Source organism: Demequina mangrovi, from assembly GCF_000759715.1.
GTDB lineage: Bacteria > Actinomycetota > Actinomycetes > Actinomycetales > Demequinaceae > Demequina > Demequina mangrovi.
The window spans coordinates 79,207-99,606 of the sequence record NZ_BBLU01000015.1 but is presented as its reverse complement, the minus strand read 5'-3'; the positions used below and the strand labels follow the sequence as shown (position 1 = coordinate 99,606).

The window sequence follows — 20,400 nt, the reverse complement described above, 5'->3', positions numbered from 1 at the left end:
CGAGAGCGGGTGACGGGAATCGAACCCGCACCATCAGTTTGGAAGACTGAGGCTCTACCATTGAGCTACACCCGCGAAGCCGATCGTCGCTGACGCGTGCTCGGCGCGTACTAGAGTAGCGGAGCCTCGCTGCGGCGAGGTACATCGCGCCGAGGGCGGCGCGACGGGGTGTAGCGCAGCTTGGTAGCGCATCTGCTTTGGGAGCAGAGGGTCGCAGGTTCAAATCCTGTCACCCCGACGGACCGTCGAGGAGCCGCTGCGGCGGTGCCCCGGCGTGGTCGTGATCCGCGTCACCCCGTGCCGGTGACCGTTGACCCCCGCTTGCACGGGCCGCTACGTTGCCAGGATGCATCTTGAGCGCCTGACGCTGCCCCAGCGCATCTCCGCCGTCGCCATCGTCGTGGTCGCCCTGGCCGCCTTCCTCCCGTGGGTGTCGATCTTCGGCCTCTCGGCCATCGGGCTCGAGGGCGACGGCATGCTCACGCTCGCGTTCGCCATCGCCGGCGGCGTGGTGCTCGCGATCACGTCCGGTCTGGTCGGCGGCGAGCGCACGCCGGGTCGGGCCTCGCAGATCGCGCTCGTCGTGCTCGCGAGCCTCGTCGCCGTGATCGGCCTGTTCGACATGAACGGCGCGGCGGCGATGGGCCTCTACCTCACCCTCTTCGGCGGCATCGCGTGGGTGGTCGGCGCCGTGTGGCAGCTCCGGCTCAAGCAGGACGCGCCCGCCGCACCCGTCGAGGGGCTCGACGAGGCCGCCTGAACCAGTCGCACCTGCGAGGAGACATCGCGCGCGAGCCGCGCGCGAGTGCTTGACTGGAGGGCGGGGGAGCCCGCCAGTCAAGGGGTTCGCGATGTCCGTCTCGACCGAGGCCGCGGCGCGCCGCGGCGTGACCGCACGCACCGCCGGAGCCTTCTACCTCGCGTTCATCGTCGCGTCGTTCCTGGCCGACCAGATCGGCCGCATCGGCCTGAGCAACGAGGACGCGCTCGCGGACGTCATCGCGACGTCCGAGGCGCGGTTCCGAGCCGGGCTCGCGATCGCGCTCGTGTCCCTGCTCTTCTTCGTGCTCGCGGCGTGGGCGCTCGCGGAGCTGCTGAGGCCCTTCGGGCGCGGCCTCGCGTTGCTGCTCCTCGTGCTCAACGCGGTCGGCGCGGCCATCCATGCGGCGAGCCTCGTCGTGCTGTCCGTCGGTCTCGCGGCTGACGCCGGGGACGCCGTCGCCGTCGCGATCGAGGTGCACGGCACCGGCGTGGTCGCGGCGCAGGTGTTCTTCAGCGCGTGGTTGTTCCCGCTCGGGATGCTGCTGCTGCGCAGCGGGATCGTTCCTCGCGTGCTGGCCTGGCTGGTCCTGCTCGACGGCGTGGCCATCGCCTGGTGGTTCGTGCAGGCCATGCTGCTGCCCGACAGCCCCGAGCTCAGCTACCCCGCGTGGGCCATCAGCTTCGCCGCGGAGGCCGGGCTCGCGCTGTGGCTGCTCGTCCGCGGCGCCCGCACCGGAGCCACCGAAGCCTCCGACGCCTCCGGATCCTGAACGCCGGTCCTCCTGGCAGGCTGTGCGCATGACCGACGTCTCAGCCCTCCGTCGCGCGGTGCTCGCCGTCGCGCTCATCAACCTCGGCTACTCGGTGGTCGAGTTCACGGTGTCGCAGCTCATCGGCTCGGTCGCGCTCGTGGCGGACTCGATCGACTTCCTCGAGGACGGCGTCCTCAACCTCCTCATCTTCTTCGCCGCGGCGTGGCCCCTGCACCGCCGCGCGCGCGTCGGGCACGCGCTCGCGATCGTGATCCTGGTGCCCGCGGCGGTCACGCTCGTCACCGCGGTGGTGAAGATCATCGATCCGACCCGTCCCGAGACCATCCCGCTCACGGTGACGGCGTTCGGCGCGCTCCTCGCGAACCTCGCGGCCGCCGCGATCCTCGTCCGGCATCGTCACACCGGCGGGTCGATGGCGCGCGCCGCATGGCTGTCCGCGCGCAACGACGCGCTCGCGAACGTCGCGATCCTCGCGACGGCGGCCATCGCGCTCGCGTGGGTCTCGGGCTGGCCGGACATCATCGTGGGCGTCGGCATCGCCGCGCTCAACGCCGATGCGGGCGTCAAGGTCTGGCGAGCGGCCTCGGCCGAGCGACTCGGGGCCAAGCAGGCCGAGGCGTAGTCAGACGAGCGACACCGTCAGCGCGAGCACCGCGAGCAGAGGCACGACGCCCTGGAGCGCCGCCGCGCGGGCGTATCGGCGCGAGCCCGAGACGAGCACGAGCGCCGCTGCGGTCATCGATCCGCATCCCGCGTAGACCAGCGCCGCGCCGGCCGCCGTCGACCCGGTCGCGAGGAGGACGATGCCGACCGACGTCACGATCGCGAGGAAGAGGTTGTAGAAGCCCTGGTTGAAGGCGAGCGCGCGGGTGACCTGCGCATCGTGCTCCGATGCGATGCCGAACACCTCGCGCGTCTCCGGGCGCATCCACGCGAGCGACTCGAGCCAGAAGATGCCCACGTGGATCAGCGCGGCGAGCACCGCGAGCACGCAGGTCGCGACGAGCATCACAGCTCCATCCGCATCACCGCGCGGCCCGGCGTGGGCCGGGAGACCTCGGCCATGCCCGCGGCCTCGAAGACCGATCGCGTCCCGACGAACAGCGCGGAGGCGTCGCCGCCCTCGACGCGCGGATAGCCCTCGACCGCCCGGGCGCCGAGGGCCCGCGCATGCGCGACCGCCGCGACCGCGAGAGCGCCGGCGACGCCACGCCCGCGGAACCCGCGCCGGACCACGAAGCACGTGATCGCCCAGACCCCTGCATCGTCCTTGTCCTCGTCGCGCCCGGTCCAGGGGATGCGCGCGGTGCGCAGCCGCGGGTACGCGGTGCGCGGCTCGACCGCGACCCACCCGACCGGCTCGTCGTCGAGGTACGCGACCAGCCCCGAGGTGGGTGCGTCGGGGAGCCCGCATCCGGCCTGCGCGACCAGCGCCTCGTCCCGCGCCTCGCGACCCGCGGCCTTCCACTCGGACTGCGGGAGCTTGAACCACTGGCAGCGGCAGCTGTGCGCGTCCCCGCCCTCGCGCATCACCAGGTCCAGGTCCGCGTGCGACGCGCGGTTGGCGGGCACGATGCGCGGCTCGGTCATCCGCCCAGGCTACGAGGGCCGTAGGCTCGGCGCATGGCTAAAGACACGCGCGTCACCTACGTCCTGGTCGACGGTGAGAACATCGACGCCACCCTCGGCACGTCCATCCTGGGCAGGCGGCCCCGGCCGGAGGAGCGTCCGCGCTGGGAGCGCGTGCTGCGCCACGTCCAGGACCGGTGGAACCAGCCGACGCAGGGGCTCTTCTTCCTCGCGGCCAACAACGAGCTGCCCATGACCTTCGTGCAGGCGCTGCTCGCGATCGGCTTCCGCCCCATCCCGCTGTCGGGCAGTGCGGGTGAGAAGGTGGTCGACATCGCGATCCAGCGCACCATGGAGGCGCTGCGGGACCGCGAGGGCGACGTGGTCCTCGTGAGCAACGACGGCGACTTCGTGGACCAGGCCGAGGACCTGCTCGACGGTCGGAGGGTCGGTCTCGCGGGCTTCGTCGAGTTCCGCAACAACGCGTTCATCGAGCTGCAGGGCCAGGGGCTCGAGTTCTTCGACCTCGAGTACGACATCCGTGCCTTCAACGAGCCGCTGCCGCGCGTGCGGATCATCCCGATCGAGGACTTCGACCCGCTCGAGTTCCTGTAGCCCGCCGCAGGGCGCGGCCTCAGATGCTGTGGACGCCGCCGTCCGTCGGCTCGTCGGCCTCCGGGCGCAGCGCGGAGAGGTCGGCGGTGCCCAGCAGCTCCGCCGCGGCGGCGAGCGTCGCCCAGTCCTCGGCGGTGAGATGCGCGAGGGCCGGGCACAGGGAGTCGGCGAGCTCGCGGAGCCACTCCGTCACCATCGTCGCGCCGTCCTCGGTGAGGTGGAGCAGCACGCCGTGCGCGTTCGCCGGGTCCGCCAGCCGTTCGATCAGCCCGCGGTCCTCGAGCCGCGCGGCGATCTGCGCGATCGCTGGGGGCGCGATCCGCAGCCGGTGCGCGAGCGCGCGGAGATCGAGGTCGCCCTCGCGGTGCAGCGTCCCGAGGAGCTGCCGGGTGGACGATGCGGTGAGGTCGCCGAGCGCGACCGCGCCGGCCTGCGACACACCCTGCACAGCGGTGAAGAGGGCCGCGAGTGTGGCCTGCCTCACATCGTCCATGCGGGCATGTCTATGCCCCGGGGGGAACCCCGTCAAGGGCGCGTGTCCGCTGTGTAGGGCAACGTCCGAAAGGTCGGTCGAATTGGCCTGTGCGCGTGCGGCGCGTACGATTGCAGGGTTGCCCGACCAGCGGGAGCCGACGGAGCCCCCGCGGGCCCCACCATCCACACTCAGGAGTACGTAGTGACCAGCGCCCTCGAGAAGATCGACGCCACCACCGTCAAGCTGACGGTCAGCCTCTCCGAGGCGGACCTCGCTCCCAGCATGGAGCACGCCTACGAGCACGTGGGCAAGCAGGTGCAGATCCCCGGCTTCCGCAAGGGCAAGGTCCCCGCGAAGGTCCTGGAGCAGCGCGTCGGCAAGGGCGCCATCATCGAGCACGCCGTCAACGAGGGCCTGCCCGGCTGGTACACCGAGGCCGTGCGCGAGTCGGGCATCCGCCCGTTCGGCCAGCCCGAGGTCGAGGTCACCAAGATCCCCGGCGTCGTCGAGGGTGACGAGGGCCTCGAGTTCACCGCCGTGGTCGAGATCCGCCCCGAGGTGACCCTGCCCGCCGTGGCCGACCTCACCATCGAGGTCGAGCCGGTCGCGGTCTCGGACGAGGACGTCGACGGCCGCCTCGACGCGCTCCGTGAGCGCTTCGGCACGCTGGTCGGCGTCGACCGTCCGGCCGCCGACGGCGACTTCGTGACGCTCGACCTCACCGCCGTCATCGGCGACGAGACCATCGACTCGGTCCAGGGCACCTCCTACCAGGTGGGCGCCGGCAACATGATCGAGGGCATCGACGAGGCCATCGCCGGCCTGTCCGCCGACGAGGAGACCACCTTCGAGGGCCCGCTCGCCGCGGGCGACCACGCCGGTGAGACCGCGCAGATCACCATCAAGGTGACCGCCGTCAAGACCCGCGAGCTCCCCGAGGCGGACGACGACTTCGCGCAGCTCGCGTCGGAGTTCGACACCATCGCCGAGCTCCGCGAGGACCTCACCGCGCAGGCCGCCAAGATCAAGGTCAACAACCAGGCCATGGAGGCCCGCGAGAAGCTTCTCGAGAAGCTCACCGAGGCCACCGACTTCGAGCTCCCCAAGAAGGTCATCGAGGACGAGGTCCACAACCACCTCGACAACGAGAACCGCCTCGAGGACGACGAGCACCGCGCCGAGGTCACCGAGGAGGCCCAGAAGGCCCTCCGCACCCAGATCCTCCTCGACCAGCTCGCGGACGACCTGGACATCGAGGTCGAGCAGCCCGAGCTCCTCGACTACCTCATCAACTCGTCGCGCCAGTACGGCATGGACCCGGGCACCTTCATCCAGCAGGTCGAGCAGGCCGGCCAGATCCCGGCCATGGTCGCCGAGGTCGCGCGCTCGAAGGCGACCGCCTTCGCGCTGCGCCGCGCCACCGTGGTCGACACCGCGGGCGCCGCGGTCGACCTGTCTGACGTGATCGGCTCGATCGAGGACGAGAAGGCCGAGGAGGCCGCCGCGGCCGACGCCGCCGCCGCCGAGTAAGTCTCGCTTCGCGACGAGGCCCCGGTCACCGAGAGGTGACCGGGGCCTCGTGCTGTGCGGGGACGATGCGGATCAGGCGCCCTGGGTGGTCTCGATGGTGACGTTGCACCACTCGGCGGGGTTGTCGCCGCCGCACTCGTTGAGGAACCATCCGGCGAACGCGAAGATCGCGATCAGCGCGAAGATGCCGAGCACCACGAGGATGTAGCCGATGATGAGGCCCGCGAGGCCGAGCCCGCGGTTGTCGGCCTCGCCGCGCTTCGCCGCCGCCAGGCTGAGGTGGCCGAAGACGATGCCGCCGATCGCGGTGATGCCGGTGAAGAGGCCCGCGAGCGACAGGATGAGGGCGGTCACGCCCATCCAGTTCTTCTGGGTGCCGGATCCCGGTCCGTAGGCCGGAGCGGCGCCGTATCCGGGCTGCGCGTAGCCCGGCTGGGCGTACCCCTGCTGCGGAGGGGCCTGCGTGTAGCCGGGCGCCGGCTGCGCCGGCTGCGGCGGCTGCTGCGGGGGCTGCTGCGGCTGCTCCGGCTGCGGGGTCGGGGCGCCCTGCGCGCCGGAGGTGCCGGACGGGGGCGTCTCCGGCGGCTCCTGGGCGAAGGGGTCCTGCGGCGGGTTCGTCATGTCGTCCTCCTCTCGCGACCCCCGTGGTCGCGTTCCTGCTTCGCACGCTAATCCGCTTCGCTCGCCGCCGCATCGGCTGCGCGCCCGACCGTGTGTGCTGCCACGTCGGGGATTGCCCTGACGGGGAGGGCGGGCATCGTCCGTGCCGCGTCAGAGCATCGTCGCGACGGCGTCCGCGGAGCCGCTCGCCTCGGTGCACCACTCGGCGGGGTCGGAGCCGCCGCACTCGGAGATCACGAAGCCGATCCCGGTGAGCAGGGCGAGGAGGAACAGCCCCCAGAACACGAGCCCGAGCACCGCGACCACGTAGCCGACGACGAGGCCGGCCAGGCCGGTTCCACGGTTGTCCGCCTCGCCGCGGCGCGCGGCGTCCAGGCTGAGATGGCCGAGCACGATGCCGGGGATCGCGGTGAACCAGGTGACCAGGCCCGCGAGCGACAGCACCAGCGAGGTGATGCCCATCCAGTTCGAGGCGCGCTCGGGCGGCGAGGAGGGGCGGGGCGGGGCGTCGTAGGGCGGCGGAGCCGCGTACGGCGGCGGCGCGGCGTAGGTCGGCTGCGCGGGCGGGACCTGCGGGTCCTGCGGGTGAGGGGATGCGGTGCTCATGACGGCTCCAGTCCTCGGGTGGATCTCCTTCTTCGACGCTAGGCCGGGCGGCCGCGCCGCGCATCGTCCGCGGGTCCGATCCGAGCCGCGCAGACGTGGGGGAGGGCCCCGACGAGGCGGCCGCGGCCCCGTCGCGGCGTTCGTGGCCCGTGCCGTTCACCCCGTAGCGAAACAGGGGGGTCAACGGCATCGCTCGGTCGGTCGTGGGCGTTAGTGTCGGTCAGGACGCTCGACAGGAGGACACACGTGAACGAGATCACGGCGCGAGGCGACGGACCCGGGATGGGTCTGAACGACTCGATCTTCAACCGGCTGCTGCGGGAGCGCATCATCTGGCTGGGCGACGAGGTGCGCGACGACAACTCGAACGCCATCTGCGCGCAGATGATGCTGCTGGCCGCGGAGGACCCGGACAAGGACATCTACCTGTACATCAACAGCCCCGGCGGCTCGATCACCGCGGGCATGGCGATCTACGACACGATGCAGTACATCAAGCCCGACGTCGCGACCGTCGCGATGGGCATGGCCGCGTCGATGGGGCAGTTCCTGCTCTCGTCCGGCGCGCCCGGCAAGCGCTTCGCGACGCCGCACGCCCGCGTGATGATGCACCAGCCGTCGGGCGGCATCTACGGCACCGCGACCGACATCCGCATCAACGCGGAGCTCATCATGCACATGAAGAAGGTGCTCGCGTCGCTGACGGCCGAGCAGACCGGCAAGTCGATCGAGCAGATCACCAAGGACGCCGACCGCGACCGCTGGTTCACGGCGGACGAGGCGCTCGAGTACGGCTTCGTCGACAAGGTCATCACGCACGCCGCCGAGGCGGGCGACAAGTCCCAGGGAGGCAAGGCGTGAGCGAGATCCAGCGCGCGTTCCAGGCGGCCGGACGCACGGCCGGCACGTTCGGCGGCGGGGCGTACGACGCTCCCTCGTCGCGCTACATCCTTCCCCAGTTCGAGGAGCGCACGGCCTACGGCTTCAAGCGCCAGGACCCGTACGCGAAGCTGTTCGAGGACCGCATCATCTTCCTCGGAGTGCAGATCGACGACGCCTCGGCGGACGACGTGATGGCGCAGCTGCTCGTGCTCGAGTCGCAGGACCCGGACCGCCTCATCACGCTGTACATCAACAGCCCCGGCGGCTCGCAGACCGCGCTCACCGCGATCTACGACACGATGCAGTACATCAAGCCCGAGATCCAGACCGTGTGCCTGGGCCAGGCGGCCTCCGCCGCCGCGGTGCTGCTCGCGGCGGGCACGCCCGGCAAGCGTCTCGCGCTGCCGAACGCCCGCGTGATGATCCACCAGCCGCGCATCGAGGGCGGCGCCCGCGCGCAGGCCTCGGACATCGAGATCTACGCGGAGGAGATGCTCCGCATGCGCGAGTGGCTCGAGAACACCCTCGCCTTCCACTCGGGTCAGACCCCGGAGAAGGTGCGCGAGGACATCGAGCGCGACACGTTCCTCTCGGCCGAGCAGGCCAAGGAGTACGGTCTCGTGGACCAGGTCCTCGAGTCGCGCAAGGGCACCCAGGCGGTGCGTCCCGCGGGGGCGTAGCGCACCTCTCTCGACACGCACGGGGCGTCGGCTGAGGGCCGACGCCCCGTCGTGCGTTTCGCCGCTGTGACGACAAGGTCACAAATTGCTAAGGGTCCGCGACATCGTCGCTGGTATCCGGCATCCTGTGCACGAGGCCCGGCGCGGCGCCGCCCGCGTGTCGGAGGCCGTAGGTAGCCTGGATTCACACGACGTCGTTCGTGAGAGGAGCCCCACGATGAACCGACCCGCTGACAGCGGCGACCTGCTCAAGTGCTCGTTCTGCGGCAAGACGCAGAAGCAGGTGCGCAAGCTCATCGCGGGCGGCGGGGTGTACATCTGCGACGAGTGCATCGAGCTGTGCAACGAGATCATCGAGGAGGAGTTCGCGGAGCAGGTCGAGGCCGAGCTCACCGAACTCCCGAAGCCCCGCGAGATCTTCGACTTCCTCGGGCAGTACATCGTGGGCCAGGAGAGCGCCAAGCGCGCCCTGTCCGTCGCGGTCTACAACCACTACAAGCGTGTGCGGGCGGGCGAGACGCGGCTCAAGGACGACGACTCGGTCGACATCGCCAAGTCCAACGTGCTGTTCATCGGCCCCACCGGAACCGGCAAGACGTACCTCGCGCAGACGCTCGCGAAGATGCTCAACGTGCCGTTCGCGATCGCGGACGCGACCGCGCTGACCGAGGCCGGCTACGTGGGCGAGGACGTCGAGAACATCCTCCTCAAGCTGCTGCAGGCCGCGGACTACGACGTCGACAAGGCGCAGCGCGGCATCATCTACATCGACGAGATCGACAAGGTGGCCCGCAAGGCGGAGAACCCCTCGATCACGCGTGACGTCTCCGGCGAGGGCGTCCAGCAGGCGCTGCTCAAGATCCTCGAGGGCTCGGTGGCCTCGGTGCCGCCGCAGGGCGGGCGCAAGCACCCCCACCAGGAGTTCATCCAGATCGACACCACCAACGTGCTGTTCATCCTCGGCGGCGCGTTCGCGGGCCTCGAGGAGATCATCAGTTCGCGGGTGGGCCGCAAGGGCATCGGCTTCGCGTCGACGCTCAAGGAGGCGGACAACTCCGACCTCTTCTCCGAGGTCACCCCGGCGGACCTGCACAAGTTCGGGCTGATCCCGGAGTTCATCGGCCGCATGCCGGTGATCGCGACGGTCAACCCCCTCGACGTCGAGGCGATGGTCTCGATCCTCACCGAGCCCAAGAACGCCCTGGTGAAGCAGTACCAGCGCATGTTCGAGCTCGACAGCGTGGAGCTCGAGTTCGAGCCCGACGCGGTGCATGCGATCGCCGAGCAGGCGCTCGAGCGCGGCACCGGGGCGCGCGGCCTGCGGGCGATCATGGAGGAGGTCCTCCAGGAGACCATGTTCGACGTGCCCGGTCGCGACGACATCGCCCGCGTCATCGTCACCCGCGAGACGGTCCTCGACCGCGCGATGCCGGCCTACGAAGGCCGCATCGAGGAGCAGGGCGCAGCCTGACCCACTCTCACCGAAAATGGTAGGTAGTGGTCGGTTCGGCAAGGTTCTCGCCTCACAGGGGTAGCCCTTTGTCGCTCAGGCGCCGTTCGCGCGACACGAGCACGCCGCGTACCAGGGTGCGGCACCAGTCGGGACGCTCCATGAGGTCGCGGTAGTCGAGCCGCACCGCTTGGATCCCGACCGTGGCGAGTCGTGCATCCCTGCGCAGGTCTCGGCGGCGCTGGTCCGGGTTTCCATGGTGCGCCTCGCTGTCGAGCTCGACGTTGGTCAGGGTCGCAGGATCGAACATGTCGAGTCGATGCGTCTGACCGCCGGCGAGCACGCGGTGCTGGCGGATGAACCGCTCGAACTCGCCCGTGTTGAACACCTTCCGCGCGCTGTGCTCCTCGAGGTGGCTCTCTGCGCCAAGCTCGGCGGCCTCGAGGGTTCGCACCAATGCGCGACGCGACGGCACCCGTGGGACAGCGGCGAGGGTGTCGAGGAGCTGGTCGACGCTCGTCATGCCGCTGGCGATCGCCGCATGCACCACGGTCGAGCGATCCCGCGCCGGCAGCAGTCCGTATCCAAGCACCACCGCGTGCGACGCACCGACTACCGTCATGGCCCGGAGGCGTGCCAGCGGCGGCTGCCAGTTGATGCGGCGGATCCGCAGCCAACGCGGAATCTGGTGGTGGAGGGGATGCGGCATCACCAGATCGATCACCTCGGGCGGCTCGGCGAGGAAGCCCCACACGTACAGCGCGGCCGGGCCCGAGAGGGCCCCGTTGAGGCCTGACCACAGCAGCGCTGCATCGGCCCGTGCCGCGAACGACTCGGCGTGGATGCCTGCGACGTAGGCATCGGGAAGGACCCGCGCCGCGTGGCCGTTCACGACGGCGGTCCGCGCCTTCCGCGCGGATGCCATACTCGCGAGCTCCGCGAACGTGAACGCGCGGGTGGTGCGCCGCAACGCGTCGGCGAGAGTCTCTTCGGGCGCGAGGGTGGGAATGGCGCGGAGATGGGTCACATGGTCGGTTGTAGGTTCCCTCCGACGGCTCCCCGCGACTAGGTGGGGTTCACCGTGGAGAGACAAGCGCCGGTCGGTGCTGGGGATACCAGCACCGACCGGCGCCTAGCGACAATCAGCTACCACTGTGAGGCGAGAACCTGGCCAAACCGACCAAGACCTACCGTTTTCGAAGGGGGCTATGCCTCTGCGAGGAGCGCGTTCTCCGTGCGCATCACCGTCGGGTCCGCGATCTCGTCCGGGGCGCCGTCCTCGTTCACCAGGCCGTCCACGCCGGGCTCGAGCGCGGCCTCGGTGTCGACGATCTGCATGGTCTCGACGCGTCCCGCCGCGAGCAGGTCCGCCTTGGCTGCCCGCACGAAGGACGCCTTCGCGGCCGGCACCAGCAGGTCCACCGACGTCAGCGGCGTGCGCTGCGAGACCTTCGCCTCGGACTTGACCTTGCGCAGCACCGAGAGCGCCTCGCCGGCCGCGGCCAGCAGGGGAGCGCCCTCGGACGAGCCGCCCGCGGCGGTGCGCAGCGGAGTCGACTCCGGCCACGAGGCGCGGTGGACCGAGCCCTCCTGGAACCAGCTCCACACCTCCTCGGTCGCGAACGGCAGCACCGGCGCGAACAGGCGCAGGAAGGTCTGCAGCGACAGCGTGAGCGCGGCGCGGGCGGATGCGGCACCCTCCGAGCACGGCGCGTGCGGATCGATGGCCTCGCCGGGGGCGGCGCCGTCGTAGGCGCGCGCCTTGACCAGCTCGAGGTAGTCGTCGCAGAAGGTCCAGAACAGCGTCTCCGCGACCTCGAGGGCCTTGGTGTGGTCGTAGCCCTCGAGCGCCTTCGTCGCGGCGTCGACCACGTCGGCGAGCGCCGAGAGCATCGCGGCGTCGAGCGCCTCGGTGACCGGGGCGGCGGTGACGTGCGCGGTCGCCTCGAGACCCTCGGCCAGCGACGAGCCCGCCGCGGTCGAGATGCCCGTCGCGCCCAGCACGAACTTCGAGGCGTTGAGCACCTTCATCGCGAGGCGACGGCCGATCTTCATCTGACCCTCGTCGAAGGCCGCGTCGGTGCCCAGGCGCGCGGCGGCGGCCCAGTAGCGGACCGCGTCGGAGCCGTGCGACTCGAGCAGGCCCATGGGCGTGACGACGTTGCCCTTCGACTTCGACATCTTCTTGCGGTCGGGGTCAAGGATCCAGCCGGAGATCGCCGCGTGCTTCCACGGCAGCGTGCCGTGCTCGGCGTGCGAGCGCACCACGGTCGAGAAGAGCCACGTGCGGATGATGTCCTGACCCTGGGGGCGCAGGTCCATGGGGAAGGTCGCGGCGAACAGCGCGGGGTTGTCGCGCCAGCCGCACACGATCTGCGGGGTGAGCGACGAGGTCGCCCACGTGTCCATGATGTCCTTCTCGCCGGTGAAGCCGCCGGGCACGTCGCGCTGCGAGGCCTCGTAGCCGGCCGGCACGTCGACGGACGGGTCGACGGGGAGCGCGTCCTCCGACGGGACCAGCGGGTTGTCGAAGTCGGGCGAGCCGTCCGCGAGCACGGGGTACCAGACCGGGATCGGCACACCGAAGAAGCGCTGACGCGAGATCAGCCAGTCGCCGGTGAGGCCCTTGACCCAGTTCTCGTAGCGCACGCGCATGAAGTCGGGCTCGAAGTCGAGCTCCGAGCCGCGCGCCACCAGCTCGGCGTTCAGCGCGGCGTCGGTGCCGCCGTTGCGGATGTACCACTGGCGCGTGGTGACGATCTCGAGGGGCTTGTCGCCCTTCTCGAAGAACTTCACGGGGTGCGAGATCGCACGCGGGTCGCCGTCCATGACGCCGGCCTCCTGCAGCATCTCGACGATGCGCTTCTGCGCGGAGAACACGGTCATGCCGGCGATCTCGCCGTACGCGGCGAGGCCCTCGGGCGACGAGATCCCCGCGGGGGCGTCGGCCAGCACGCGGCCGTCCCAGCCCAGGACGGGGCGCGTGGGCAGGCGGAGCTCGCGCCACCACGTGACGTCGGTGATGTCGCCGAAGGTGCAGATCATCGCGATGCCGGACCCCTTCTCGGGGTTGGCGAGGTGGTGCGCCACGACGGGCACCTCGACGCCGAAGAGCGGCGTGCGGACGTGCGTGCCGAACAGCGGCTTGTAGCGTTCGTCGTCGGGGTGCGCGACCAGGGCCACGCACGCGGGGAGCAGCTCGGGGCGGGTGGTCTCGATCCACACGGACTCGTACGAGCCGGTGGCCTCCTCCATGTCCGCCGCCGGCTCGAAGGCCAGGCGGTGGTACGCGCCGGGACGCTCACGGTCCTCGAGCTCGGCCTGCGCGACCGCGGTGCGGAACGTCACGTCCCACAGCGTGGGCGCCTCGGCCTGATAGCACTCGCCGCGCGACAGCCCGCGCAGGAAGGCCTGCTGGGCCACGGCCTGCGAGGAGGGGGAGATGGTCTGGTAGGTGCGCGACCAGTCGACCGAGAGGCCGAGGTGGCGCCACAGCGCCTCGAACTGCTTCTCGTCCTCCTCGGTGAGGCGCTCGCAGAGCTCGACGAAGTTCTTGCGCGAGATCGGCTGCTGGTCGGCGGCCTTCACCGACTTGCCCTCGCCGCCGGCGAACGGGGGCTCGTAGCCCTCGACGTAGGGGAGGGTCGGGTCGCAGCGCACGCCGTAGTAGTTCTGCACGCGGCGCTCGGTGGGCAGGCCGTTGTCGTCCCAGCCCATCGGGTAGAACACCTCGCGGCCGCGCATACGCTGGAAGCGGGCGACCACGTCGGTGTGCGTGTAGGAGAAGACGTGGCCCACGTGGAGCGAGCCCGAGACGGTGGGCGGCGGGGTGTCGATCGAGTACACCTGCTCGCGGGTCTTCGACTCGTCGAAGCGGTAGGTGCCGGCGGCCTCCCAGGCCTCGTTCCAGCGGTCCTCGAGTCCATCGACGGTGGCCTTGTCGGGGATGCGCGAAGTCATGGGGGACATTCTTCCAGAGCGGGGACGATGCGCGGGCACCGGGGACGATGCGCGGCCGTCATGGGGCCCGCACGCGCCGGTGAGCGCGGGCTGCCCCTATCGCCCGGACCGGCGCGACGGCTAGCCTTCAGGGCATGGACGCGCGGGTGCAGGCGAGCTTTCTCAAGGCTCTCGAGAGGCTCGATGCGGAGATCGGCGATGCGCTCGAGCCGCGGCTCCGCGACATGATCCGGCTGCGCGTCTCGCACCTCAACGGCTGCCACGGCTCGATCCGCATGCATTCGGAGGCGCTCGCGCAGCAGGGCGCGCGCCACGACCTCATCAGCGCGCTCGCCCGCCCCGCCCGGCAGATGCGCGAGGGCCTGGTCGCGGACGGCGACGCGGCGGCCCTGCGCTTCGCCGAGGTGCTCACGGACGCGCCGCGCGGTCTCGAGGCCGAGGCGCGCGAGCACGTGGGCGCATGGTTCAACGCCTCGCAGATCGGCGCGATCGTCGAGGTGGTCGCGATCACCAACGCGTGGAACCGCGTCCTGCGCGGGATGGACTGAGCGGGCCGTCTACGCCTCGAGGTTCGCGAGGATCCCGCGCAGCGCGATGACCGCGGTCGCGACCTCGTCCTCGCTCAGCCCGTCCGTGGCGCGCGCGATGATCGCGTCCCGAGCCTCGGTCAGCTCCTCGACGAGCGCCCGGCCCGCATCGGTCACCGCGTAGAGCCCGTCCGGCTCGACGGCCCATCCCGCGACCTCGAGCGCGTTCCAGGCGTCGGTGCACGCGACGGGCCCGTACGCGGGACCCATGCCGGACTCGAGCGCGTCCCACGCGAGTGGCTCGGGCGCGGCTGCCAGCCTGGTGAGCATGAGCAGCTCGGCCCGTGTGGTCGAACGGTCCGCGAGGGCCTCGTCGAACGCGACCTCGAAGGCCTCGCTCGCCATCCGGACCCATCCGTCGAGGCGCACTCCGTCGTGACTCATGCGCTCAGGCTACGGCCCGGCCCGGGATGTCGCCTGTGCTGGACAGGCGTGCGATAGCAGCAAAACGCCTTGTATCCGGTTGAGAGCGGACAAATACCCCCCTAGGTTCGAGACAGGCGCCGACGGCGGTGCCGCGACGAGGGAGGGATGTCATGGAGACCAAGGTCAAGCCGAACATCTGGATCGGGCTGGGGGTGTTCCTCGGCTACATGGCCATCATGTTCGTGATGTGGACCGTGATGGACACCGATTACGAGGCGGTCCAGGACACGCAGCAGAGCACTCTTGACGGCATCGTCATCCCCGTCGGCGTGGGTGCGGTGTTCCTCGTCGTCGCTACCTCGGTGCTCGGATGGTGGGGTCCGGCGCTGCGCGAGCCGAGGCGCAACGTGCCCCGCTGGATGGTGATCATCCCGATCCTCTTCACGCTCGGCGGGGTCCTGATGTTCGGCGCGGCCGACTTCAGCGCGCTCGAGCTCACGCACGTGCTCACGCTCGGCGCGGGTGTGCTGCTGGTCGGGTTCTCCGAGGAGCTGGTGTCGCGAGGCATCCTGCTCACGGGCGCGCGCGGCACGGTCGGCGAGATCGCCTCGTGGTTCGTCACCTGCCTCATGTTCGGCCTGCTGCATGCCATCAACGTCGCTTTCGGGGCGCCGGTGAGCTCGACCGGCATGCAGATCCTCGCGGCGTTCCTCGCGGGCTCGACCTTCTACATCTCGCGCCGTGTGACGGGTGCCCTGGTGGTACCGATGCTCATGCACGCGCTGTGGGACTGGGGCAGTCTCACCAACAAGGCGGTCGGCGAGACGCCGTCGATCGCGGGTCTCGGCAGCCTGCTCGGCCAGGCCGTGATGTACCTGTCGCTGATCCTCGTGTTCTTCACGTTCCGCTACAACCTCGACGGCACCAAGAAGTCGAAGAAGGACGAGGCGGTCTCCGCCTGACGCCGACGCCGACGTCGACTCCCCATGACGGATGGTGGACATGCGGCCGCTGCGACGGCGGTGACGCATTCGGACGCCACACCGTGCTCAGGGTTCACACGTGTCATTGGGAGTCGACGGCGCGGGCGACCATGAGGTCCGCGACCTCGTGCACGCCGACGAGCACGTGGGTCGCGCCCTGCTCCTCCAGGTAGGCGACGTCGCGCTTGCCATGGCCGCGCGCGACGATGTCCGCAGCGGGGGCCAGCTCGCGCGCCGCCGCGACCACCGCGCCGGCGTTGAGCGGATCCGGTACGCCGACCAGGACCGCCCGCGCCGTGCCGATCCCGGCCGCATGCAGCACCTTGGCGCGCACGGCGTTGCCCAGCACGGCCTCGTGACCCTCGGCGCGGATGCGCTCGACGCGGGTCTCGTCGTCGTCGATCACGACGGTCGGCACGCCGGCCGCCCAGAGGCGACGCGCGGCGCGGCCGCCCACGCGCCCGTAGCCGACCACGATGACGTGGTTCGTCGCCGCGGTGGCGAACGGCGCATCGTCCGGCTCGACCGGCGCCTCGGGGCGAGCCGCGACGCGCGCGACCCAGCCGAAGATCAGCGGGTTCGCGATGATCGACAGGATCGCGCCGGCGAGCACCAGGTCCTGCGCGTCCTGGTGAAGGATCTCGAGGTCCGCGCCCAGCGTCACGAGGATGAAGGAGAACTCGCCGATCTGCGCGAGCGAGGCCGCGATGACGAGCGCCATGGACCGCGAGTACCGCATCGCGCGCACGAGCGCGAAGGCCACCGCCGCCTTGCCGCCGACGATGATCGCCACGGTCGCGAGCAGGCCCAGCGGCTCCCGGAGCACGATGCCGGGGTCGACCAGCATGCCCACGGCCACGAAGAACAGCACCGCGAAGGCGTCGCGAAGCGGCAGCGAGTCCTCGGCGGCACGATGCGCGAGGTCGGACTCGCGGAGGATCATGCCGGCGAAGAACGCGCCGAGCGCGAACGAGACCTCGAAGGCCCAGGCGGCGCCGACCGCGACGCCGAGCCCGATCGCCAGGACGCCGAGCGTGAACAGTTCCCGCGAGCCGGTGTCCGCGACGCGCGCGAGGGTCCACGGGATCACGCGCCTGCCCACGAACCACATGAGCGCCACGAAGCCGCCCACGCGGAGCACCGTCCACGCGAGCTCGCCCGCGAGGTGGCCGGGCGACGTGCCGCCCTCCGCGAGGACCGGCACGACGACGAGCGCGATCACCATCGCGAGGTCCTCGACGATGAGCCAGCCGACGGCGATGTGGCCGGCGCGCGTGTCGAGCATCTGCCGCTCGCCCAGCGCGCGGAGCATCACCACGGTCGAGGCGACCGAGAGCGCGAGGCCGAAGAGCATCGCGCTCGCGACGCCCCAGCCCATCCACAGCCCGAGGCCGGTGCCGAGCGCCGTCGCGGCGGTCATCTGGAGGATCGCGCCGGGCAGCGCGACCCGGCGCACGGCGAGCAGCTCCTTGAACGAGAAGTGGAGGCCGACGCCGAACATCAGCAGGATCACGCCGATCTCGCTCAGCTGCACCGCGAGGTCGACGTCACCGACGTAGCCGGGGGTGTAGGGGCCGATGACCAGTCCGGCGGCGAGGTAGCCGACGATGGGGGAGAGTCGGAGCCGCTGCGCGACGAGGCCCAGGATGAACGCGACCACCAGGCCCACCGCGATCGTGGTGATGAGCGGGGCGTGATGGAGCATGGCCCGACGGTAGCGGACGCGCTTTGCGGGCGTGTGTCTGGATCCGCGTGAGCACAAGGTCCCGGGAATGGATTCCGATGCTGTACTGTTCTGGGCACAAGGTCCTAGGACCGAATCGTCTTGCTCACCGGCCTCAAGTCCCTGGAAGCCGGCGAGATGGTCGACAGCGCACGAGGGTGTCTCCTCCGGGAGGCACCCTCGATCTGTATCCAGGGACGATGCGCGCGGTACCCCTCGCGGCGACGCGGGGGCGCGGGGTAGCGTCGCCTCATGGAGAGATTCCTGATCAAGGCCGCGGTGTTCCTGTCCTCCGCGGCCGCCGCGCTCGCCCTGACCTCCCTCATGCTCGGCTCGGACTTCGATCTCAAGCTGAGCGGCCTCATCACCGCGACCGTGTTCTTCGCGCTCGCGCAGAGCCTGCTCTCGCCTCTCATCGAGCGCCAGATCGAGAAGCGCGCGCGTGCCGTGGTCGGCGGCGTGGGGATCATCTCGACCTTCGTCGCGCTGCTCATCACGGCGACGCTGACCTCGGGGCTCCAGATCCATGGCTTCGGGACCTGGGCGGCAGCGACCCTGCTCGTGTGGCTCATCACCGCGATCGGGGTGTGGGTGCTCCCCGGGGTGTTCTCGAGCGACAAGCCCAAGGGCTCGGATGGCGACACCAAGGTGATCGACCGCCCCGGCGACGCCGGCAAGGACTGACCTCGCGCATCGTCCGCCCGCGCTCGGAACCTGCAACGTCCCTGGTTCGCCGCGCGCTTTCGGCCGGCCGGGGGTAGCGTCTGCCTCATGGTGAGATTCCTGATCAACACGCTGATCTTCCTCGGTTCCGCGGCCCTGGGCATCTGGATCACCTCGATGGTGATCGACGGCTTCACGGTCGACTTCCTCGCGCTGCTCACGGCGGCGGTGATCTTCACGGTGGCGCAGTGGATCCTGTCGCCTCTCATCTTCAAGATGGCGACCAAGTACGCGAACGCGTTCCTCGGCGGTGTGGGGCTGGTCTCGACGTTCGTGGCGCTGCTCATCACGTCGCTCGTGGTGGACGGGCTGCAGATCGACGGGGTAGGCACGTGGATCGCGGGCACGGTGCTGGTGTGGCTCATCACGGCGCTCGCCACGTGGATCCTGCCGATGTTCCTGCTCAAGGAGGCGGCGGACAAGAAGAAGGGCTGAGCTTTCCGGAACGGGCCGTCGGGGAGTCCCCGGCGGCCCGTTGCGCTGTCCGGGCACCGCAACGTCCCACCCTCGCGAAAGGGACGAACGTCCCTTGCGCCACATACCCTCGGGGGTATAGAGGTGGAGGATGGGCCGTCAACGGCGACGGCCCTCTCTCGGATCAGCGAGGAAGGTGATCGGACATGGCCCGCGTGGTCGTGCTGGGCGCAGGGGTCTCGGGTCACACCGCGGCGCTTTATCTGCGCAAGCTCCTGCCCAAGGAGCACGAGGTGGTGGTGGTCAACCCCAAGCCCACCTACAACTGGATCCCGTCGAACATCTGGGTCGGCGTCGGGAAGATGCCGGCCGAGAAGGTGGTCTTCGACCTGGCCCCGATCTACCGCAAGCAGGGGATCAGGTTCGTGCAGGCGAAGGCCTTCGCGCTGTGGCCCGAGGGGGACGCGGACGATGCGACGCCCGCGGTCGAGGTCGAGCACACCTCTCCCGGGCGCGACGGCGAGGTCGAGAAGCTCCGCTACGACTACGTGATCAACGCGACCGGACCCAAGCTCAACTTCGGTGCGACGCCGGGCCTCGGTCCCGACGGCGGCTACACGCTGTCCGTGTGCACGCCCGACCACGCGACCGAGGCCGCCTCGCGTCTCGAGTCGCTCAAGGCCGCGCTGCGGACCGGGCCCAAGACCGTGGTGATCGGCGTCGGGCACGGCACGTGCACGTGCGAGGGCGCGGCCTTCGAGTACACGTTCAACGTCGAGCACGAGCTGCGCGAGGCGGGCGTGCGCGACAACGCGGAGATCGTCTACCTCACCAACGAGAACGAGCTCGGGGACTTCGGCGTGGGCGGCATGCAGTTCGAGCAGAACGGCTACCGCACCACCTCGCAGCTGTGGACCGAGTCGCTGTTCCGGGAGCGCGGGGTCAAGGCGATCACGGGCGCGGCGGTCACCTCGATCGAGCCCGGGGTGATCCACTACGACCAGCTCGACGGCTCGCACAACGACCTCGCGTACGACTTCGCGATGCTCCTGCCGCCGTTCAAGGGCAACGACTGGAAGGCCTTCGACAGGGCGGGCGAGGACATCACCGGCACGGTCTTCGCGCCGTCGGGCTTCCTCAAGGTGGACGCGGACTACACGCCGCGGTCCTACGACGAGTGGTCGGCGCGCGACTGGCCGCGGACCTACCAGAACCCCACCTACGGCAACGTGTTCGCGGTCGGCATCGCGTTCGCGCCGCCGCACCAGATCTCGGTGCCGCGCGCGACGCCGGACGGGGTGGCGGTGGCGCCCTCGCCGCCGCGGACCGGGATGCCGTCGGGGACCATGGGCAAGGTGGTCGCGAAGTCCATCGCGGACATGATCCTCACGGGCGCTCCGGTGCCCACGCATGGGGCGTCGATGTCGGAGATGGCGGCGGCATGCGTCGCCTCCGCGGGGCACGGCTTCCGTACCGGCACGGCCGCCGCGATGACGATGAGCCCCGTGGTGCCCGACTGGGAGAAGTACCCGGACACCGGGCGCGACCTCAAGGCCACCAAGGGCGAGATCGGGTTGTCGGGTCACTGGGTGAAGCGCATGCTCCACACGCTCTTCATCTACAAGGCCAAGGGGCGTCCCGGCTGGACGTGGATCCCCGAGTGAGCGTCGGCGTGAGAGGA

General features: G+C 70.5%; 22 protein-coding genes and 2 tRNA genes. 14 read left to right on the top strand and 10 right to left on the bottom strand.

What is annotated here, in order from left to right; genetic code table 11:
- Positions 1-4 precede the first annotated feature (4 nt).
- Positions 5-75: transfer RNA gene (locus tag TR42_RS11930), tRNA-Gly, on the bottom strand.
- An 89-nt stretch (positions 76-164) separates the two neighbouring features.
- Between TR42_RS11930 and TR42_RS11925 the strand changes: the two genes are divergently transcribed.
- From TR42_RS11925 to TR42_RS11910, 4 genes are all read left to right on the top strand, one after another.
- Positions 165-238, top strand: a tRNA-Pro gene (locus TR42_RS11925).
- 108 nt (positions 239-346) lie between these two features.
- Entirely contained in the window at positions 347-760 is a 414-nt protein-coding gene (locus tag TR42_RS11920) for a hypothetical protein (RefSeq protein WP_042216122.1), read from the top strand.
- A 91-nt stretch (positions 761-851) separates the two neighbouring features.
- The gene (locus tag TR42_RS11915; protein WP_042216120.1) at positions 852-1,532 is read left to right on the top strand and encodes a DUF4386 domain-containing protein; all 681 of its coding nucleotides are present in this window, start codon (positions 852-854) and stop codon (positions 1,530-1,532) included.
- A gap of 28 nt (positions 1,533-1,560) precedes the next feature.
- Entirely contained in the window at positions 1,561-2,157 is a 597-nt protein-coding gene (locus TR42_RS11910) for a cation efflux transmembrane domain-containing protein (RefSeq protein WP_042216118.1), read from the top strand.
- Here TR42_RS11910 and TR42_RS11905 read toward each other — a convergent pair whose 3' ends face one another.
- Both TR42_RS11905 and TR42_RS11900 read right to left on the bottom strand, forming a co-directional pair.
- Entirely contained in the window at positions 2,158-2,544 is a 387-nt protein-coding gene (locus tag TR42_RS11905) for a DUF1304 domain-containing protein (protein ID WP_042216116.1), read from the bottom strand.
- Positions 2,544-3,125 carry a GNAT family N-acetyltransferase gene (locus TR42_RS11900; RefSeq protein ID WP_042216114.1) on the bottom strand — a complete coding sequence of 194 codons (582 nt, stop codon included), beginning with the start codon at positions 3,123-3,125 and terminating at the stop codon, positions 2,544-2,546. The genes TR42_RS11905 and TR42_RS11900 overlap by 1 nt, the downstream gene beginning before the upstream one ends.
- Before the next feature lie 33 nt (positions 3,126-3,158).
- Between TR42_RS11900 and TR42_RS11895 the strand changes: the two genes are divergently transcribed.
- A complete protein-coding gene (locus TR42_RS11895) occupies positions 3,159-3,719 on the top strand; it encodes an NYN domain-containing protein (RefSeq protein WP_042216113.1) in 561 nt (186 codons plus the stop codon).
- Positions 3,720-3,738: 19 nt separating this feature from the next.
- Here the strand turns inward: TR42_RS11895 and TR42_RS11890 are convergent, their stop codons facing one another.
- The gene (locus tag TR42_RS11890; protein ID WP_042216111.1) at positions 3,739-4,212 is read right to left on the bottom strand and encodes a MarR family winged helix-turn-helix transcriptional regulator; all 474 of its coding nucleotides are present in this window, start codon (positions 4,210-4,212) and stop codon (positions 3,739-3,741) included.
- 183 nt (positions 4,213-4,395) lie between these two features.
- On the opposite strand from TR42_RS11890, the gene tig reads away from it, so the two are divergent.
- The gene (gene tig, locus TR42_RS11885) at positions 4,396-5,724 is read left to right on the top strand and encodes a trigger factor (RefSeq protein ID WP_042216109.1); all 1,329 of its coding nucleotides are present in this window, start codon (positions 4,396-4,398) and stop codon (positions 5,722-5,724) included.
- 72 nt (positions 5,725-5,796) lie between these two features.
- Here the strand turns inward: tig and TR42_RS11880 are convergent, their stop codons facing one another.
- Positions 5,797-6,345: a DUF4190 domain-containing protein gene (locus tag TR42_RS11880; RefSeq protein WP_052406054.1), complete on the bottom strand. Its 549-nt coding sequence runs from the start codon at positions 6,343-6,345 to the stop codon at positions 5,797-5,799.
- A gap of 150 nt (positions 6,346-6,495) precedes the next feature.
- The gene (locus tag TR42_RS14430) at positions 6,496-6,951 is read right to left on the bottom strand and encodes a DUF4190 domain-containing protein (protein WP_052406053.1); all 456 of its coding nucleotides are present in this window, start codon (positions 6,949-6,951) and stop codon (positions 6,496-6,498) included.
- 282 nt (positions 6,952-7,233) lie between these two features.
- Here TR42_RS14430 and TR42_RS11870 point away from each other — a divergent pair, with 282 nt between their 5' ends.
- The 3 genes from TR42_RS11870 to clpX all read left to right on the top strand — a co-directional run bounded on the left by TR42_RS11870 (position 7,234) and on the right by clpX (position 9,984).
- Positions 7,234-7,812, top strand: coding sequence for an ATP-dependent Clp protease proteolytic subunit (locus TR42_RS11870; protein ID WP_042216169.1), 579 nt, complete (start codon positions 7,234-7,236; stop codon positions 7,810-7,812).
- A 5-nt stretch (positions 7,813-7,817) separates the two neighbouring features.
- Entirely contained in the window at positions 7,818-8,513 is a 696-nt protein-coding gene (locus TR42_RS11865) for an ATP-dependent Clp protease proteolytic subunit (RefSeq protein ID WP_042216167.1), read from the top strand.
- 217 nt (positions 8,514-8,730) lie between these two features.
- Positions 8,731-9,984, top strand: a complete 1,254-nt coding sequence (gene clpX, locus TR42_RS11860; RefSeq protein WP_042216107.1) for an ATP-dependent Clp protease ATP-binding subunit ClpX — start codon at positions 8,731-8,733, stop codon at positions 9,982-9,984.
- A 52-nt stretch (positions 9,985-10,036) separates the two neighbouring features.
- Here clpX and TR42_RS11855 read toward each other — a convergent pair whose 3' ends face one another.
- Both TR42_RS11855 and valS read right to left on the bottom strand, forming a co-directional pair.
- Positions 10,037-10,990 (bottom strand): hypothetical protein, encoded by a 954-nt coding sequence (locus tag TR42_RS11855; RefSeq protein ID WP_042216105.1) that lies wholly within the window; start codon positions 10,988-10,990, stop codon positions 10,037-10,039.
- A gap of 179 nt (positions 10,991-11,169) precedes the next feature.
- Positions 11,170-13,923, bottom strand: coding sequence for a valine--tRNA ligase (valS, locus tag TR42_RS11850; protein WP_074789425.1), 2,754 nt, complete (start codon positions 13,921-13,923; stop codon positions 11,170-11,172).
- 134 nt (positions 13,924-14,057) lie between these two features.
- Between valS and TR42_RS11845 the strand changes: the two genes are divergently transcribed.
- Positions 14,058-14,471: a carboxymuconolactone decarboxylase family protein gene (locus tag TR42_RS11845; RefSeq protein ID WP_042216103.1), complete on the top strand. Its 414-nt coding sequence runs from the start codon at positions 14,058-14,060 to the stop codon at positions 14,469-14,471.
- A gap of 9 nt (positions 14,472-14,480) precedes the next feature.
- On the opposite strand, the gene TR42_RS11840 is transcribed toward TR42_RS11845, so the two are convergent.
- Positions 14,481-14,894 (bottom strand): winged helix DNA-binding protein, encoded by a 414-nt coding sequence (locus tag TR42_RS11840; RefSeq protein WP_042216101.1) that lies wholly within the window; start codon positions 14,892-14,894, stop codon positions 14,481-14,483.
- 152 nt (positions 14,895-15,046) lie between these two features.
- Between TR42_RS11840 and TR42_RS11835 the strand changes: the two genes are divergently transcribed.
- The gene (locus TR42_RS11835) at positions 15,047-15,838 is read left to right on the top strand and encodes a CPBP family intramembrane glutamic endopeptidase (protein WP_042216099.1); all 792 of its coding nucleotides are present in this window, start codon (positions 15,047-15,049) and stop codon (positions 15,836-15,838) included.
- 103 nt (positions 15,839-15,941) lie between these two features.
- Here the strand turns inward: TR42_RS11835 and TR42_RS11830 are convergent, their stop codons facing one another.
- A complete protein-coding gene (locus TR42_RS11830) occupies positions 15,942-17,564 on the bottom strand; it encodes a cation:proton antiporter domain-containing protein (RefSeq protein ID WP_042216096.1) in 1,623 nt (540 codons plus the stop codon).
- Positions 17,565-17,834: 270 nt separating this feature from the next.
- Here TR42_RS11830 and TR42_RS11825 point away from each other — a divergent pair, with 270 nt between their 5' ends.
- The 3 genes from TR42_RS11825 (at position 17,835) to TR42_RS11815 (ending at position 20,383) form a co-directional block, all read left to right on the top strand.
- Entirely contained in the window at positions 17,835-18,266 is a 432-nt protein-coding gene (locus TR42_RS11825) for a phage holin family protein (protein WP_042216094.1), read from the top strand.
- 87 nt (positions 18,267-18,353) lie between these two features.
- Positions 18,354-18,740 carry a phage holin family protein gene (locus TR42_RS11820; RefSeq protein WP_042216091.1) on the top strand — a complete coding sequence of 129 codons (387 nt, stop codon included), beginning with the start codon at positions 18,354-18,356 and terminating at the stop codon, positions 18,738-18,740.
- A gap of 185 nt (positions 18,741-18,925) precedes the next feature.
- A complete protein-coding gene (locus tag TR42_RS11815; protein WP_042216089.1) occupies positions 18,926-20,383 on the top strand; it encodes an NAD(P)/FAD-dependent oxidoreductase in 1,458 nt (485 codons plus the stop codon).
- Positions 20,384-20,400 lie beyond the last annotated feature (17 nt).